This window comes from Neopusillimonas maritima (assembly GCF_003576595.1).
GTDB lineage: Bacteria > Pseudomonadota > Gammaproteobacteria > Burkholderiales > Burkholderiaceae_B > Neopusillimonas > Neopusillimonas maritima.
Genome location: NZ_NQOU01000003.1, coordinates 118110 through 134659, shown reverse-complemented (window position 1 = coordinate 134659; position 16550 = coordinate 118110). Strand labels below are relative to the sequence as shown.

Here is a 16550-nt window from a genome sequence, read left to right as displayed (position 1 = left end):
TCTACACGACGGCACGTCGAACAATTTTGCCCGACAAAAACATTTCCATTACGTCGATTCGATCATTACCCCAAAACAACTGATCATCCACAATAAACGTTGGAGCACCGAATACACTGCGGGCAATCGCCTCTTGCGTATTCGTTTCAATAACACGTTTGAACATTTCACTGCCCGCTGCCTCAACAACCTTCGAACTTTCCAACCCCACTTCATTACCGATCTGACCAAGAACTTGCAAATCACTAATATCAAGGTTATCTGACCAATACGCTTTCATGACTGCTTTAACGAACTCAGGCGCACACCCCTGTTGTTGTGCATAGGCCGACGCCCTGAGCGCACGCGATGGCCTGAGCGGAAAATTAGGATGATAGGCAATGCGCACACCCATTAAATTAGCCCAATCTTGCATATCCTGCTTGAACCACCTCACAAAAGCGGGGTTGGCATCAAGCGGCCGACGACCATCAATTTGCTCGATCAAATTGGCTAAATGCAAAGGCTTCCAAACAACACTTCGCCCACATCTGGCCGCAACAGCCTCTATTCTTAAAGCGGCCAAATAACACCACGGGCTATGGTAATCAAAATAAAAATCAATCGTCCCTAACGCTGGCGATGGCTCTAAAGCAGGCTTGCTCAGATGAAATTTTTCTAAGTTAACCAACGCCCGCTCATGATAGCCCTCCATGATCACGCTTTCGCCTTGCATCGCAGTGACTTCGAAGCCAATTTTCCTGCCTTCAACTTTCACCACTTTACTTCGTCCGACCAGCTCGGTATCGGGGAAAGCTGGGGCAAGATGCCTGATCTCCACTTTCGTGCCCACGCTGGCATGGCCTGGTGGGAAATAGTCACGAATGGCCCGATGGCTAGTTTCTTCCAGCAAACTAATCACATAAGGCGTTGAAACGACGTTAACGCCATCGTTGCCAATCGCTTCAGCGGTGGCGGCTTTACCCGGCACGACACGATGTTCGGCCTCTAACCCAATTCGAATCTCTGTCATAGCAACTCCTCAAGCCCCGTTTCTTTAACCGCTTGTTGTAAGTCTCGCTTTTTAATTTTTCCGCTTGATGTAAGGGGCCATTCATTGACCTGATAGAACTTAACCGGATGCTTGAACTTGGCTATTTTGCCATGACAAAACGCCTGTAAATCGGCGGCCGTCGCACTTGACCGCAATTGAACCGCAGCCGCGACAACTTCACCATAATAGCGATCTGGCACGCCAAACACAGCAATCTCGACAACCGCAGGATGTTGTCGTAATAAATTCTCAATTTCCACCGGATAAATGTTTTCACCGCCCCGAATGATCATGTCTCGCAAACGGCCGCCAGCAATCGCAACCCTGCCATCTGCGCGCAAATAACCCAAGTCACCGCTTTGCATCCAACCATCTTTACTAATCGCCCTAGCCGTTTCTTCAGGTTGATTGTGATAGCCCAGCATCACCATTGGCCCCCGAATCTCAATTTGGCCTACAGTGTCAACGCCAACCGGCTCACCGTTATTAGGATCGGTAATACGCACCTCCATACCGGGCAGCGGTAGGCCTGCTGTTGCCCACCTAGCGGGGCTATCAGGACAATCAAGCGCAATCAGTGTGCTGGATTCCGTTTGCCCATAAACCTGCACCAAACCGGGCATCGGAAACTGTTCGGCGCACCGCTCAAGAATAGTCGGATCACAGTCGGCGCCACCGCAAGTACCAGTGCGCAAGGTGCTTAGATCGTAAGAGGCCCTGCTCGGATGATCAAGCATCGCCAGGTAAGAGGTTGGAACGCCCGTTAATGCCGTACAACGCTCCTGTTGGATAATTTGCAGCATTTTTTCAGCATCAAACGCGGGCACCCCCACGTAGGTAGCACCCGCCGAAAGGCAACCCATCACATTCATAATGCAGCCCGCGCAGTGGAACAACGGAATAATTGAGGTCCATTTGTCTTGCGGGCTCAAGCCTAACCTGACCGCTGTCGCATATGAGTTCATCATCATCCCCTCGTAGCACAACTGCGCGCCTTTGGGATTACCAGTTGTTCCAGACGTAAACTGAATGCTGGCAACCTCACGGGGCCCTAATGAACTTTCAGCCAGGGGAAGGAGGCTCGATTCAAGCAGTTCCTGATAGCTCAACACGCCCTGGTTAGTCAAATGATCGTCAAATGAATCAAATGAAATAACATGCTTTAAGCTAGGCAAATTAGCTCGCTGGCTCTGCACCATGTTCAAATACTTATTAGCGCGGAACTTTGTAGATAGAAGAATAGCAACCACATCACCACGTGCCAGCACGTACGAAACATCATTCTCGCGAAAATGCGTATTAATTGGCACCATTACCGCCCCGATCGCCGCCAAAGCAACCTGACTCACCAACCACTCGTAACGGTTTTCCGCCCATATCGCAACGGCGTCTCCCCTCTTTACCCCCAAACCCTGTAAAGCTGAACCCAACTTTTGCGACTCGACGAGCCATTGCGCAAAACTTAACCGTTTTCCAGGCAACGGGAACACCATGCCCTCGTCGTTGGGTCGTTCAGCGGCCCAATGATTTAGTGCTACATAAGGGTCTGAAAATAATTTTGGGCTTTGAACATTCATCATGGTGTTTGTAGTCATAGACATCCCGCTTAATTAGAGAAATTTTGAATAAGGGTGTTATGAGGAATCAAGGGTTCCAATTTTCTATTCAATTGTATTGAAAGTCACTTGACTTGTATATACAATCAAAAGGTGTTTTTCTGGAAAAGTGACTTTCTTTAAACGATCGTCCGCCACCAACGTGACCTAAAAGGGATGACAAACATCGTGAATACTATTACCTCCCCTCTCGCGACTCAAGATTCTCGTATCGATCCAAGCCGTGTCATTCGTGCACCGCGCGGCAGTGAAAAAACTTGCAAAAGCTGGGTAACCGAAGCTGCGTACCGCATGATTCAAAATAACCTTGATGCCGAGGTAGCAGAGAATCCGACACACCTGGTTGTTTATGGTGGTATTGGTCGCGCGGCGCGAAACTGGGCTTGTTTCGATCAAATTTTAGACTCTCTCAAAAACCTCGAGGATGATGAGTCATTACTCATTCAATCTGGCAAACCAGTAGGTATTTTTAAAACGCACCCCGATGCGCCCCGTGTATTGATAGCCAACTCCAACCTGGTTCCGAAGTGGGCAAATTGGGAACACTTCAACGAGCTCGACCGGAAAGGCCTTTTCATGTATGGCCAAATGACCGCTGGAAGCTGGATCTACATTGGTAGTCAAGGCATTGTTCAAGGCACTTATGAAACCTTCGTCGAAGCAGGCCGCCAACACTTTAATGGTGACTGGTCGGGGCGCTGGATTCTGACGGCTGGCTTAGGAGGTATGGGTGGTGCACAACCTTTAGCCGCCACTTTGGCTGGTGCCGTATCGCTTAACATCGAATGCCAACAAAGCAGCATCGACTTCCGTTTGCGTACACGCTATGTCGACAAACAAGCCAAAGACCTTGATGAAGCGTTAGCCATGGTGAAGCATCACACTGAACGCAAGGAGGCCGTTTCCATTGCGTTATTAGGCAATGCTGCAGACATTCTGCCAGAGCTTGTGCGTCGAGCAAAAGCGGGCGGAATCAAACCTGACCTGGTCACCGACCAAACTTCGGCTCATGACCTTGTGAATGGTTACCTGCCTAAAGGCTGGACAGTTGAACAATGGAAAGCCGCTCAGGCAGACCCCACTCAACATGCAGAATTAACGCGTCAGGCAACCCAATCATGCGCAGATCATGTACAAGCCATACTAGACTTCCACTCAATGGGTATTCCCGCAGTTGATTATGGCAATAACATCCGCCAAGTCGCTTTTGATGCCGGAGTAAAAAATGCGTTTGATTTTCCCGGCTTTGTGCCTGCCTACATTCGCCCACTTTTCTGTGAAGGCAAAGGTCCATTCCGTTGGGTAGCACTTTCAGGCGACCCAGAAGATATTTACAAAACCGACGCAAAAATCAAAGAACTTTTTCCGGAAAACAAATCGGTCGCACGCTGGCTCGACATGGCCAAAGAGCGTATTGCCTTTCAGGGCTTACCCTCCCGTATTTGCTGGTTGGGGTTGGGCGAACGCAACCTTGCGGGCCTTGCGTTCAATGAAATGGTTCGTAAAGGTGAGCTTAAAGCCCCTATTGTCATTGGCCGAGACCACCTTGACACAGGCTCGGTGGCTAGCCCGAACCGGGAAACGGAAAGTATGCGAGATGGCACTGACGCCGTTTCTGACTGGCCATTACTCAATGCTCTGCTCAACACCGCAGGTGGGGCCAGCTGGGTATCCTTCCATCACGGCGGCGGTGTAGGCATGGGCTATTCCCAGCACGCGGGCATGGTGATCGTTGCCGACGGCACCGATGCGGCAGAAAAACGATTAGCTCGGGTATTGATTAACGATTGCGGTTCAGGCGTAATGCGTCATGCTGATGCAGGCTACGAAACCGCAATTGCCTGCGCCAAAAAGCATGGCCTAAAACTGCCTATGATTTAAATATGAAACGCTTGAACGCCGATCAAATCGTTGCCAGCAAATGGAAGAACGGGCGTGGGTACACGAGGGAACTCGATATCTAGCCCGAATCTGCCACACTGGAAGACTTTGCATGGCGGGTTAGTGTGGCAGACATCGACGAAAACGCAGACTTTTCTGAGTTCAACGGTGTCGATCGCATTATTACGTTAATTCATGGCAACGACATAACGTTAAATTTCGATCATGGCCAACAACACCTGCTGAAACCCTTCGAGCCGTTCCCATTCAAGGGTGAGCACAAGTTGAAAGCCGTTTTGCATCAGGGTGGTGTCAGAGACTTGAACCTCATGATGAGCCGCAAGCATGTGTCTGGCTCTCTCATTAGCGTACGCGAAGCCACAGAAATAGCGTGTGACCCAACCTGTTTTTACTGGCTATTCTGCCCAACAGGGCATTGGCAAGTTAAAAGCGAAACCAATAAACAAAGCAGCGTTTGGGAACTGAATGCGCTCGACTACCTGCGTTTTGATTTGTCGTTAACCCAAGTATCGCTTAAGCCCGTTACCGCAGACAGCGCCGTATTGGTCGCAACCATTCAACCAGGAGCCCACACAGAATGAATGCTCTCTTTGCTCAAGTTGCACTTTTACCAAACGGGTGGGCGCACAATGTTCACATGCAATGGGATGCTGCCGGCATACTCACCAAGGTATCGGCGAACAATCACTCTGCACCCGAAAACCTGCCGTCCGTTGAGTTATTGATCCCCGGCATGCCAAACTTGCATTCGCACGCTTTCCAGCGAGCTATGGCAGGCTTAACAGAATATCGATCCTCAGCTGAAGACAGTTTCTGGAGTTGGCGAACGCTCATGTATGCCTTCGCGCGAAAGCTCAATCCTGAACTGCTGAAAGCTGTAGCAAGCCAGCTTTATCTCGAAATGTTGAAAGCGGGCTACACATCAACATGCGAGTTTCACTATATCCACCATGCACCAAACGGCCAGCCCTACGCCACACCGGAAGCGCTTTCCACCTGCCTTATTGAAGCGGCAAATGAGGTGGGGATGGGCCTGACCCTCTTACCCGTTATGTATGAATATAGTGGGTTTGGAAAAACACCCCCGCACGAAGGACAAAAGCGATTTATCAATGACCCGCATTGGATTATGTCATTGCTGGATCGTCTGCAAACTCAATTTCCACAACATGCGGGCTTGCGTTATGGTGTTGCCCCACACTCTTTGCGCGCGGTTTGTGAACCTACATTGCAAACGCTCGTTAATGCGTTAACAAAATGGAGTGCTCAAGCGCCCATTCATATCCATATTGCAGAACAAACAAAAGAAGTTGAAGATTGTTTAACGCACCTGAATCAACGACCCGTAGAATGGTTACTCAACCACTTCAATGTTAACGAGCGCTGGTGTCTGGTTCATGCCACACACATGACCCCACAGGAAACCCGCAACGTCGCAAAAAGCGGGGCCATTGTTGGTATTTGTCCAAGTACGGAAGCCAATCTGGGTGATGGCATTTTCAACGGCGTTGATTATTTGAATGCCAATGGCGCATGGGGCATCGGGTCCGACAGCCATATTACCGTTGATGTCGCTGAAGAACTGCGACTCTACGAATACTCGCAAAGGCTTTCGCGACGACAACGCAATGTTTTAGCGTCTAATTCAGAAAGCTCGGTAGGCCATTACCTTTATACGCAAGCCTTGGCTGGAGGTGCACAAGCCAGCGCGCGCCCAATCAGGGGTTTCGCCCCCGGGCAACGTGCCGACGCCTTGGTTTTAAATGCATCACACCCTGATTTATTCGGCAAACAAAAGAACCAGATTCTCGACAGCTTTGTGTTTTCAAGGCATGGCGATCCGTTGATTCAATCCGTTTTAGTCGGTGGTCAATGGCGTATTCAAAATGGTGCGCATCAGCAAGAAGCCAACATTGCCCAAGCCTACAGAACCGCCATGACTTCCCTTCTGGCTTAACACCAGTTTTCATCGAGCAAACTATGACCGCCTCAGAACCCCTATTTAAATTTCGCCGCGGCACCACGCCGCTATTAGTGTCCATGCCTCACACGGGAATCCATATTCCCAACGATATCCGTGAGAATATGAGCGAAGCCGCTTTGCGCTTACCAGACACTGACTGGCACCTTGAAACACTTTATGACTTTCTTGACGCGCTTGGTGCCTCGGTCATCGTGGCAACTCACTCGCGTTATGTGATCGACCTGAATCGCCCTAAAGACAATGCCAATTTGTATCCAGGGCAAGACACAACGGGCTTATGCCCTATCGACACTTTCCACCGCGATCCAGTTTATTTAAATGGCTACCAACCCGACAGCCATGAGATTTCCCGTAGAGTTCAAGCCTATTGGACCCCCTACCACGAGCAACTCAATGCTGAACTAGATCGCCTAAAGCAAGCACACGGGGTCGCCCCGTTATGGGATGCCCATTCCATTTGTTCGCGCGTTCCGCGGTTCTTTGAAGGCTCATTACCCGACCTCAACATCGGTACCGCAAACGGCAGTTCGTGCAACCTGGAACTGCAAAATGCGCTACAAGCTATCGCCCAAAAATCGGGTTATACCTGGGCGGTAAATGGCCGCTTTAAAGGTGGGCACATCACGCGTAAATATGGGCAACCCTCACAAAACATTCATGCTGTGCAGCTCGAACTGTCCGAAGCGACCTACATGCAAGAAACCCACCCCTACCCCTTCGATGAAACTTTGGCGCAAAAAGTAAGGCCAACACTCAAAGCATTTTTGACAGAAATGTTGAATTGGGCTGATAAGCTTAAATAAATCATTAAGACCCACCCTATCCAACGCGCAGCAGAAGGCACCCTTATGACAAGCAACGTACAACCAGAATGGGACGATCTCTGGATCAATGTTCACTTGGCCACCTTAGTTTCCGGTGAAGGCTATGGAGAGATTCGCAACGGCGCGATCGCAACAAAAAACGGGCGAATCGTTTGGCTGGGCAAACAAAGTGAACTACTTGAAAAAGTACAAGTAAAACGTCAACACGATGGCCAAGGATGCTGGCTTACGCCGGGTCTTATTGACTGTCATACGCACATTGTCTACGCAGGGAATCGCAGTAATGAATTTGAAGCACGGCTCAATGGCGTACCTTACGAGGAAATTGCGCGTCAAGGTGGTGGTATTGTGTCCACAGTACACGCCACACGCAAGGCCACCGAAACAGAACTCTTTGAGGCGAGTCTTCCGCGCGTACAAGCACTATTGAATGAAGGTGTCACCACGTTAGAGATTAAATCAGGCTACGGGCTGGATACTGAGACTGAAGCAAAAATGCTCAGTGTTGCTCGACGAATCGGAATGCAATGCCCAGTCCGCGTAAAAACAACCTTTCTCGGTGCCCATGCTGTTCCACCCGAATTCAAAGGGCGTACCGACGACTACATTAACTTGGTCGCCCACGATATGCTTGACGCCCTGGTTGCAGAAGGACTGGTTGATGCGGTTGATGCTTTTTGCGAAGGGATTGGTTTTACACGTGAACAAACCGAACGCGTATTTCGGGCAGCCAAGCAACACAACCTGCCCGTGAAACTACATGCCGAACAACTGTCTGACCAAGATGGCAGTGCTTTGGTTGCCCAATACCAAGGGCTCTCTGCCGACCACCTCGAATACCTCTCCGAGCAAGGCATTCATGCCATGGCCAAGAGCGGCACCGTTGCTGTGCTGCTGCCAGGTGCTTTTTATTATCTAAGGGAGACCCGCTTACCCCCTATGGATAAATTACGTGAGCATGGCGTTCCAATTGCACTGGCAACCGACTGCAACCCCGGTACATCACCACTAACGTCGTTGCTGCTCACCATGAACATGGCATGTACACTGTTCCGGATGACTCCCCTGGAAGCCCTAACCGGGGTTACGCGAACGGCCGCGCAAGCCCTGGGCTTACATCAGGAAACAGGTACGCTGCAAATTGGGCACTCAGCCGATTTCGCCCTTTGGCGCATCGACCGTCCTGGCGACCTTGCCTACGCAATTGGCTTCAACCCTCGCGTCGCAACGGTGTTTAAAGGCCAAATCATATAGTTCACACGCAAAAAAAAAACCGTTGACTTAGGGATAGCCCATTAAAAGTCAGCGGTTTTTAACTTGGCGGAGATGGAGGGGTAATCCCCCCTACATGGACGCTCCCTGTTTGCCAAGCTTTCAACACATGAAGTCTTGAGGTCAAGATTGCACCCGTACATTCGGACTTTCATCGAGCTTTTGAACTCTGTCCCTGATGGAATGTGCTGGTTGGTGCCCCAATCAGTAAAACGCGCTTGAAACGCAGGGGGGATTCCGGGCTTTGCCAACCACGGTCTGACCTGTTGACCATCAACGTTAATTGCTTTAGCAATCGGTGAGGCTAACTTTAATCAACTCCTTGTTTTTCTGGCCCGGGCTGATTACGTCCAAGCGTAATCAGCCCGGTACTCCCTGTCATGTGCCAATAGGGCCCAGACGATGCGTGCATTTCTATTGGCCAATGCAACCGTCGCCACATTTTTATGACGTCTGGCTAGAAGACGACTTAGCCAAGAGCTTGTAGTGGATAGTTTTGATTTGATTTTGTATGAACCCCTGACTGCCAAGGGGCCGGGTAAACCGGATATAGGCAGAGGCGGATTACTGGGTGAGTGCCGCCGTTTCAGCAAAACCCCCAGAGGTGGCGCGGTGAATAAAGCTCTTTTAGTGATTGAGGGCTTTATTAAATCGGTGGCCACCACTAATTAAATGAGGGCGATATGAAAATAGGACGACTACGACACCGCTTGGAGTTGCAAGAACAGCAAGAAATACAAGACCCCAACACAGGGGCGATTACCAAAGAGTGGGTGGCGCTACGTGAAGTATGGGCAAGTGTCGAGGGTGTGAACGGCAGGGAATTTCTGGCGGCCAGCGCTGAACAATCTGCAACCACATGGCGTATTACTTTGCACTACCAAACCGTTTCCCCAAAATGGCGAATCGTTTGGGATGGCGTGGTGTTTAACATTAAAGCCATTTTGCCCAACAACAACCGAAGCCACCGTTTTAATGTGTGAATCGGGAGTGAATGAAGGATGATTACTCTAGAGCAAGCCAAATTACATTTGCGTGTTGACCATGACGACGAAGATGCAGCCATTACCGCAATGATTGATGCAGCAACGGCGGCAGCACTGGATTACTTGAACATGGACGAATTGCCCAACCCGGTGCCGGCACCCGTACAGGCGGCTATATTGCTTCAGGTGGGTGATTTGTATGCGAATCGTGAGCGACAGGGTGAGCGACCACTATATGCCAACACAACCTATGAGCGCCTGCTAAACCCGTATCGAGTAATGGCGGTTTAATTGTGACACGATAAAACGGTAGGGCTGTTTACCCCTGACGTTCCAAAACGGACAAGGGGTTACAACCTTGTGAGCTGTAACCCCTTGATTTATCTGGCGCGGCTGGCAGGATTCGAACCCACGACCCCTTGGTTCGTAGCCAAGTACTCTATCCAACTGAGCTACAGCCGCGTAAAGAAGCAGAACTATAACACATAAATTTTTGGTTGTCATTTTTCATTGTTCAGTTGACAGCCAAATGCGGGAAGTTGAATATAACAGCCCATTGAGTGGTTCATTTTTGCAACAGGAGGCCGGGTTTGGCTGATTTGAACAAAATTACGTGTTTCGAAGACTTTCATCGGCTGGCCCGGCGCCGAATGCCGCGTATGTTTTACGATTATGCGGCCTCCGGGTCCTGGACGGAATCGACATTGCGCGCGAATGAGCAGGATTTACAGGAATGGCTGTTTCGTCAGCGTGTGGCGGTGGATATCGAGCACCGTTCTATTCGCACACGTATGCTGGGCGAAGACGTTGCCATGCCTGTCGCTATTGCACCAACCGGCCTTACGGGAATGATGCATGCCAATGGCGAGATGCATGGGGCAATGGCAGCCAAGAAGTTCGGGATACCGTTTACGTTGTCTACCATGAGTATTTGCTCGATTGAAGACGTGGCCCAGCATACACAAGCACCGTTCTGGTTTCAGCTCTACGTTATGCGCGACAAAACGTTTATGGAGAATCTGATTCGTCGTGCGCAGCAGGCGAACTGTTCAGCCCTGGTTGTCACGCTCGACCTTCAGGTGATGGGGCAGCGCCATCGCGATATCAAGAACGGGCTAAGCGCGCCGCCCAAGCCTACATTGGGTAATTTGCTTAATCTGGCCACAAAGCCCTATTGGTGCTGGCAGATGGCTCAAACACAAAAGCGTACGTTTCGCAATATTGTCGGTCATGCTCAGGGTGTGACCGATGTGTCCTCATTGGCGGCCTGGACGGCCGAGCAGTTTGACCCCCGCTTAAATTGGGATGACGTGAAACGCATCAAAGAGTTGTGGGGCGGCAAGCTGGTGCTTAAGGGTGTAATGGAGCCCGAGGATGCGCGTATGGCGGCTGAATCGGGCGCAGATGCGTTGGTGGTGTCGAATCATGGTGGGCGTCAGTTGGATGGCGCCCCGTCTTCAATTAAGGTGTTGCCCGACATTGTCAGCGCAGTGGGTAAAGATATTGAAGTCTGGATGGACGGCGGCATTCGTTCCGGGCAAGATGTGCTGCGGGCGGTTGCGTTGGGGGCGAAAGGAACGTTAATTGGCCGTTCTTTCCTGTATTCCCTGGGGGCTGCCGGCGAGGCTGGGGTAACGAAATGCCTGCAAATGTTGGCCAAAGAGTTGGATTTAACGATGGCTTTTTGCGGTCATAACGATATTAACAAGGTTGATGCCTCGATTTTGCGTCGGGCATGAAAAATCCCGGCGGGCGCCGGGATGATTTTTCGCTGAATGAACCGTGAATGCTTAATGGTGATCCAGGCTTTTGTCGGTAAACAGCCAGTCGCGCAGTTCTTTGTCGAACTTGGGGTCTTTGCGTCGAATCCACTCAAGCGTCATGGCCGCGTGCTCTTTTTCTTCGTCGCGGTTGTGTTCCAGAATGGATTTCAGCTCTGGGTCTTTACAGGCGTCGACGCGTTGGTTGTACCAGTCGACGGCTTCAAGTTCTTCCATGAGCGACACAATGGCGCGATGCATGTCGCGGGTTTCATCTGAAAGTTCTGATATGGGTTCGTGATAGCCTTCGTTTGACATCTGTAACTCCTTTGCGTGAAGTGTAAAAATAGCATAAATGCGGCGTTATAGTGGCGCGACATTTCCTTTGATTCTACTTTATTGACCCATTCCATGAATTTAGAACAAACAATGATTTTGGCCATTCTGGCTGTCACCGTGGGCATGTTTCTTTGGGGGAAGTGGCGTCATGATATGGTTGCCGCCGCCGCGTTGCTGGCTTGTGTGGCGGTGGGGCTTATTCAGCCGGTTGATGCTTTTCTGGGGTTTGGCCATAACGCGGTGGTTACGGTTGCTTGCGTCTTGATACTAAGCAGTGCTTTACAGTCGTCAGGCGCCGTCGATGTTCTGACCCGATTTATTCTGCCCTCGAAAGCGGGCCCCACATTAAGTATTGCAGCGCTCACGGCCTTGGCGGCTATTTTGTCGGGCTTTATGAATAATGTGGGGGCGCTGGCATTGCTAATGCCGGTTGCCATTCAAATTGCCGGCAGGCTTGATTTGCCGGCCGGGAAGGTACTTATGCCTCTGGCGTTCGGATCTATTCTGGGTGGAACCACAACTTTAATCGGTACACCGCCCAACCTGATTGTTTCGGGTTTTCGTGAATCGGCTGGGTTGGGTCTGTTCAGAATGTTCGACTTTACGCCGACCGGCGTTGCCGTTGCGTTGGTTGGGGTGGTATTTATTTCCTTGATTGGGTGGCGGCTGGTACCGGCACGCCAAAAAGCAGGTATCGAAGGGTTTGAGACGGAAGCTTACATGACCGAAGCCCGAGTGCCGGAAGATAGCAAGCTGGTGGGCCGCTCGCTTCGTGAGCTCGATGATGAAATGGACGAGCTCGACGCGCAAATTATAGGGTTGGTGCGTAATGAGGTACGCATGATGGCGCCCAGCGCAGCCCGGGTCATTCGCCCAAACGATATTCTGGTCATTGAAACCGATGCTGAGTCATTGGCGGACGTCCTTTCAACTTTTGGTCTTGAACTCGAAGAAGAAGAGGAGGCGCCAACATCTGATTCGGACAAAGAAACAAACGACGAAATCATATTGCAGGAATTAGCCATTATGCCGTCGTCCATTCTGGAAAACCGGTCGGCCAGCGACCTGCTGTTGCGTACACGCTATGGCATTAATTTGCTGGCGGTGTCGCGCCAGGGGCAACGCTTGATGTCCCGGCTTAGGGCGATCAAGTTACGACCGGGCGACCTTTTGCTTTTGCAGGGGCCGCCCGACGCTTTATCCAGTTTTGGTTCGAACATGGGCGCAGTGCCTCTGGCCGAACGCAAGGTGCGTATTCCCGATCAGCGCAATGTTATTTTGTCTGCCGGCATTATGTTGGGGGCTGTTTTGCTGGCAGCCTCTGGTTGGGTGTCGGCGGCGGTGGCGTTTGCCGCCGGCGTGTTGGCGTCTATGGCATTGCGAACCGTGAATTTAAGGTCGGTTTATGAACAGGTCGACTGGCCGGTAATTGTGTTGTTGGCGATGTTGCTGCCGGTGGCAGGTGTGATGCAGTCAACCGGAGCGGCGGGGTTGGTGGCCGGTTTCCTGCTCGACTATTTTGCGCAGGGTAATGCGGTGATCGCGTTAGTGGTTATTTTGTTAACCACCATGATACTGACCGACCTAATGAATAATGCCGCCACGGCGGCGGTGCTGGCTCCCATTGCATTGGGTGTGGCGAATCAGCTCGATGTGAACCCCGATACTTTCCTGATGGCGGTGGCGATTGGCGCGTCGTGCGCGTTTTTGACGCCTATCGGGCATCAGAATAATACGCTTATTTTAGGGCCGGGCGGATTTCGCTTCGGAGATTATTGGCGTATGGGCCTGCCGTTGGATCTGCTGGTTATCGCCACTGCGATACCCATGTTGCTCTGGGTGTGGCCGTTGAACGGGTAATGCGCAGACATGGACGCCGATAATGATACCGACACCGTCGAACACCCCAACGCTCCCAAGACCTGGTGGACAAAGACGGTTGCTTGGATTCCCGGCTTGGGTGTTGTGCGGCAGTATCCGATACATTGGCTTAAAGACGATATTATTGCCGGCATTGTATTAGTCACCATTCTGGTGCCGGTAGGTATTGCTTATTCAGTTGCCGCCGGTTTGCCGCCCGTCTATGGTTTGTACGCCACCATCATTCCGCTGTTTGCTTATGCCTTGTTTGGCCCCAGTCGTATTATGGTGCTGGGGCCTGATTCGGCTTTGGCAGCGGTGATTTTCGCGGTTGTCGTGCCTTTGTCGGGCGGCAGTCCCGAAAAAGCGGTTGCGCTGGCGGGGGTTATGGCCGTTGCGGCGGGGTTCACCTGCCTGCTGGCCGGACTCGCACGGCTGGGGTTTATTACCGATTTATTATCCAAGCCCATTCGTTATGGGTACATGAACGGGATTGCGTTGGTGGTTATCGTCAGTCAATTGCCGGTGCTGTTTGGTTTCACGGTGGATGGTGGTGGCACGCCGACCAGGGCCTGGGAATTTCTTCAGGCTTTGCTGAATGGCCAAACTCAATTTTGGTCTTTGCTGATCGGCGTGGCGGTGCTGGGCTTATTGCCGCAAGGCTTCCCGTCGTTTGCATTTCCTGTGATACCTGTTTCGGACGTCCTTCAGGTGGCTGTCGGGGGTGTGGTTGCGGCATTGCTCGCGGTGTCGGAAACCAGCGTTTTGTCACGGGCCTATGCCACCAAAACGGGTGATAAGGTGAGCGCCAACCGTGAAATGGTGGGCCTGGGGATGGCCAATCTGGCAACGGGATTTTTCCAGGGATTTCCCATCAGCAGTAGCGCATCACGTACGCCTGTTGCGCAAGCCGCAGGCGCGCGCTCGCAGTTGGCGAATGTGGTGGGCGCTTTGTTGGTTTTGGTTTTGTTGGTTTACGCACCTGAATTGCTGCATTATCTCCCGGATACCGTGTTGGCTGCCGTTGTCATTGCCTCGATGATCGGTTTAATGGAAATTCGCTCTGTGGGGCGAATTTATCGCATGCGACCGGCGGAGTTTTGGTTGTCGCTGGGATGTTCGGCCGGCATTGTGGTGTTGGGCCCGATACAGGGAATTGGCCTGGCGGTGCTGGTGGCGCTGATCTCGTTTCTTTGGGAAAGCTGGCGTCCGTATTCTGCTGTGCTGGTCAGGGTGGACAACTTAAAGGGCTATCATGATGTCAGCCGTTATCCGCATGGCAGACGAATACCTGGGTTGGTGCTGTTTCGTTGGGATGCGCCATTGTTTTTCGCCAATGCCGAGTTGTTCCAGGAGCGGGCCTTGGCTGCGGTGTCAAGTTATTTGAGGACACACAACATACCCTGGGTGGATTGGGAGCAAGCGCAGTAGCCGCGCGAGGAATCAGCAGGGGCACTGTGTGCCCCTGAAGTTCATAACATGGCTTGAAGCTGTTGACGTAATTGGTTTTTGCGGTAGCCGGGCAAGAACGAAGCAACCAGACTATTGTCTGCCAGTTTGGCCAGTTCCGCTTTGGAAAGTTTAAGCGACGTCGCGATGGCACGGTAGTTATCGCCTACGTAGCCGCCGAAATAGGCTGGGTCATCGGAGTTAACCGTCACGACCAAGCCCTGACGCAGCAACCGGGCAATGTTGTGGTCTTGCATATCGTCCACCACGCAAAGTTTGAGGTTCGACAGCGGGCAAACGGTTAGCGGAATTTGTTCACGAATCAAGCGTTTGACCAGATCGGGGTCTTCTTCGCTACGCACGCCATGGTCAATGCGGTCAACGTGCAATAGGTCCAGCGCATCGCGCACGTATTGTGGCGGGCCTTCTTCACCTGCGTGCGCCACCAAACGGAACCCCAGCTCTTTGCAACGGGTAAAGACACGTTGGAATTTATCCGGTGGGTTGCCTACTTCGGCGGAATCAAGACCAATGCCGACCCAGATATCCTTGTATTGCTCGCGCAGCGGCAAGGCGGCTTCCAGCGTTTCGAATGCGGACTCTTCCGACAAATGACGCAAAAAACTCATGAGTAAATAGCTGGTGAGACCGGCTTGTTGTTGCATTTCGCGTACGGCGCGGGCAATGCCTGCAAATACGGTTTCAATGGCAACACCACGTTCCGTATGGGTTTGTGGATCGAACATGATTTCGGTATGGCATACGCCGTCGGCTTGCGCACGCTTAAGGTAGGCCATGGTCATGTCGTAGAAATCACGCTCGGTAATGAGCACACTGGCACCTGCATAGTACAGATCCAGGAACGACTGAAGGTCTTTGAAGGCGTAGGCCCGGCGCAGCTCGCCTTCCGATGCGTAATTCAGTTTAATGTTATTGCGACGGGCCAACTCAAAAATGAGTTCCGGTTCCAAGGTGCCTTCAATATGCAAATGCAATTCGGCTTTCGGTAAAGCAACAATAAATTCATTTAATTTCGGATCAATCATTTTCTTTTCCAACTTTAATTCCGGTGCAATAAAGAGTATTCAAATTAAGTGCGTTTTGTTTGGCGGCCAGGTTGTGCTTTTTCGAAGTACGGCATTACAAATGACGCCATGCGGCAAACATTAACAAGGCCCAAGCCACAATGAAGGCTACGCCGCCCAGTGGGGTAATTGCCCCCAGCCATTTCACGCCGCTTAGCGCCAGAATGTAAAGGCTGCCACTGAACAGGATGATGCCGGCAAGCATCATCAGGCCCGACCAGCCCGGCAAGGGGCCGACAATTCGGGTGCTAAGTGCGGCAATAAGCAACAGGCCCAGCGCATGAATCAATTGGTACAGCACTGCGGTTTGCCATATGGCCAGCATGTCGGCTGAAAGGACGCGTTTCAGGCCGTGGGCACCGAACGCGCCTGCACCCACGCCAATCAACATCATGAGCGCACCTACTATAACAAGTTGTCTTTCCGTCATTTTTTGTCCT

15 protein-coding genes, 1 tRNA gene and 2 pseudogenes are annotated in these 16550 nt (G+C 51.5%); 11 read left to right on the top strand and 7 right to left on the bottom strand.

Features of this window, described 5'->3' with window-relative positions:
• Nucleotide 1: 1 nt before the first annotated feature.
• The gene (locus CJO09_RS09170; protein WP_119442092.1) at nucleotides 2–1012 is read right to left on the bottom strand and encodes a thioesterase, FlK family; all 1011 of its coding nucleotides are present in this window, start codon (nucleotides 1010–1012) and stop codon (nucleotides 2–4) included.
• Entirely contained in the window at nucleotides 1009–2628 is a 1620-nt protein-coding gene (locus CJO09_RS09165) for an AMP-binding protein (protein ID WP_218961055.1), read from the bottom strand. Before CJO09_RS09165 ends, CJO09_RS09170 begins: the two co-directional genes overlap by 4 nt.
• Before the next feature lie 189 nt (nucleotides 2629–2817).
• On the opposite strand from CJO09_RS09165, the gene hutU reads away from it, so the two are divergent.
• The 5 genes and pseudogenes from hutU (at nucleotide 2818) to hutI (ending at nucleotide 8613) form a co-directional block, all read left to right on the top strand.
• Complete coding sequence (gene hutU, locus CJO09_RS09160) at nucleotides 2818–4530, top strand: urocanate hydratase (RefSeq protein WP_391523642.1); 1713 nt, start codon at nucleotides 2818–2820, stop codon at nucleotides 4528–4530.
• 95 nt (nucleotides 4531–4625) lie between these two features.
• Nucleotides 4626–5132, top strand: a pseudogene (locus CJO09_RS09155) (HutD/Ves family protein); the annotation flags it as partial.
• Nucleotides 5129–6508 (top strand): formimidoylglutamate deiminase, encoded by a 1380-nt coding sequence (locus tag CJO09_RS09150; protein WP_119442089.1) that lies wholly within the window; start codon nucleotides 5129–5131, stop codon nucleotides 6506–6508. The pseudogene CJO09_RS09155 and the gene CJO09_RS09150, both read left to right, overlap by 4 nt.
• Nucleotides 6509–6531: 23 nt before the next feature.
• Nucleotides 6532–7338 carry an N-formylglutamate deformylase gene (hutG, locus tag CJO09_RS09145; protein ID WP_119442088.1) on the top strand — a complete coding sequence of 269 codons (807 nt, stop codon included), beginning with the start codon at nucleotides 6532–6534 and terminating at the stop codon, nucleotides 7336–7338.
• A 45-nt stretch (nucleotides 7339–7383) separates the two neighbouring features.
• Entirely contained in the window at nucleotides 7384–8613 is a 1230-nt protein-coding gene (gene hutI, locus CJO09_RS09140) for an imidazolonepropionase (RefSeq protein ID WP_119442087.1), read from the top strand.
• 362 nt (nucleotides 8614–8975) lie between these two features.
• Here hutI and CJO09_RS09135 read toward each other — a convergent pair.
• Nucleotides 8976–9116, bottom strand: a pseudogene (locus tag CJO09_RS09135) (IS110 family transposase); the annotation flags it as partial.
• Between the two features lies 1 nt (nucleotide 9117).
• Here CJO09_RS09135 and CJO09_RS15650 point away from each other — a divergent pair.
• The 3 genes from CJO09_RS15650 to CJO09_RS09125 are packed head-to-tail and all read left to right on the top strand — an operon-like array spanning nucleotide 9118 to nucleotide 9908.
• Nucleotides 9118–9303 (top strand): hypothetical protein, encoded by a 186-nt coding sequence (locus tag CJO09_RS15650; protein ID WP_179950528.1) that lies wholly within the window; start codon nucleotides 9118–9120, stop codon nucleotides 9301–9303.
• An 11-nt stretch (nucleotides 9304–9314) separates the two neighbouring features.
• Nucleotides 9315–9614 carry a phage head closure protein gene (locus CJO09_RS09130; protein WP_119442086.1) on the top strand — a complete coding sequence of 100 codons (300 nt, stop codon included), beginning with the start codon at nucleotides 9315–9317 and terminating at the stop codon, nucleotides 9612–9614.
• Between the two features lie 18 nt (nucleotides 9615–9632).
• The gene (locus CJO09_RS09125) at nucleotides 9633–9908 is read left to right on the top strand and encodes a head-tail connector protein (RefSeq protein ID WP_119442085.1); all 276 of its coding nucleotides are present in this window, start codon (nucleotides 9633–9635) and stop codon (nucleotides 9906–9908) included.
• A gap of 94 nt (nucleotides 9909–10002) precedes the next feature.
• Here CJO09_RS09125 and CJO09_RS09120 read toward each other — a convergent pair.
• Nucleotides 10003–10079 (bottom strand) — tRNA-Arg (locus tag CJO09_RS09120).
• 128 nt (nucleotides 10080–10207) lie between these two features.
• On the opposite strand from CJO09_RS09120, the gene CJO09_RS09115 reads away from it, so the two are divergent.
• Nucleotides 10208–11356, top strand: coding sequence for an alpha-hydroxy acid oxidase (locus CJO09_RS09115; protein ID WP_119442084.1), 1149 nt, complete (start codon nucleotides 10208–10210; stop codon nucleotides 11354–11356).
• 51 nt (nucleotides 11357–11407) lie between these two features.
• On the opposite strand, the gene CJO09_RS09110 is transcribed toward CJO09_RS09115, so the two are convergent.
• Nucleotides 11408–11695, bottom strand: coding sequence for an encapsulin-associated ferritin-like protein (locus CJO09_RS09110; protein WP_114421790.1), 288 nt, complete (start codon nucleotides 11693–11695; stop codon nucleotides 11408–11410).
• Between the two features lie 93 nt (nucleotides 11696–11788).
• Between CJO09_RS09110 and CJO09_RS09105 the strand changes: the two genes are divergently transcribed.
• Nucleotides 11789–13576 (top strand): SLC13 family permease, encoded by a 1788-nt coding sequence (locus CJO09_RS09105; protein WP_119442083.1) that lies wholly within the window; start codon nucleotides 11789–11791, stop codon nucleotides 13574–13576.
• A gap of 9 nt (nucleotides 13577–13585) precedes the next feature.
• Complete coding sequence (locus CJO09_RS09100) at nucleotides 13586–15007, top strand: SulP family inorganic anion transporter (RefSeq protein ID WP_119442082.1); 1422 nt, start codon at nucleotides 13586–13588, stop codon at nucleotides 15005–15007.
• A gap of 41 nt (nucleotides 15008–15048) precedes the next feature.
• On the opposite strand, the gene CJO09_RS09095 is transcribed toward CJO09_RS09100, so the two are convergent.
• Both CJO09_RS09095 and CJO09_RS09090 read right to left on the bottom strand, forming a co-directional pair.
• Nucleotides 15049–16071 (bottom strand): adenosine deaminase, encoded by a 1023-nt coding sequence (locus CJO09_RS09095; protein WP_119442081.1) that lies wholly within the window; start codon nucleotides 16069–16071, stop codon nucleotides 15049–15051.
• 94 nt (nucleotides 16072–16165) lie between these two features.
• Nucleotides 16166–16540, bottom strand: coding sequence for a DUF423 domain-containing protein (locus tag CJO09_RS09090; protein ID WP_119442080.1), 375 nt, complete (start codon nucleotides 16538–16540; stop codon nucleotides 16166–16168).
• Nucleotides 16541–16550: the final 10 nt, after the last annotated feature.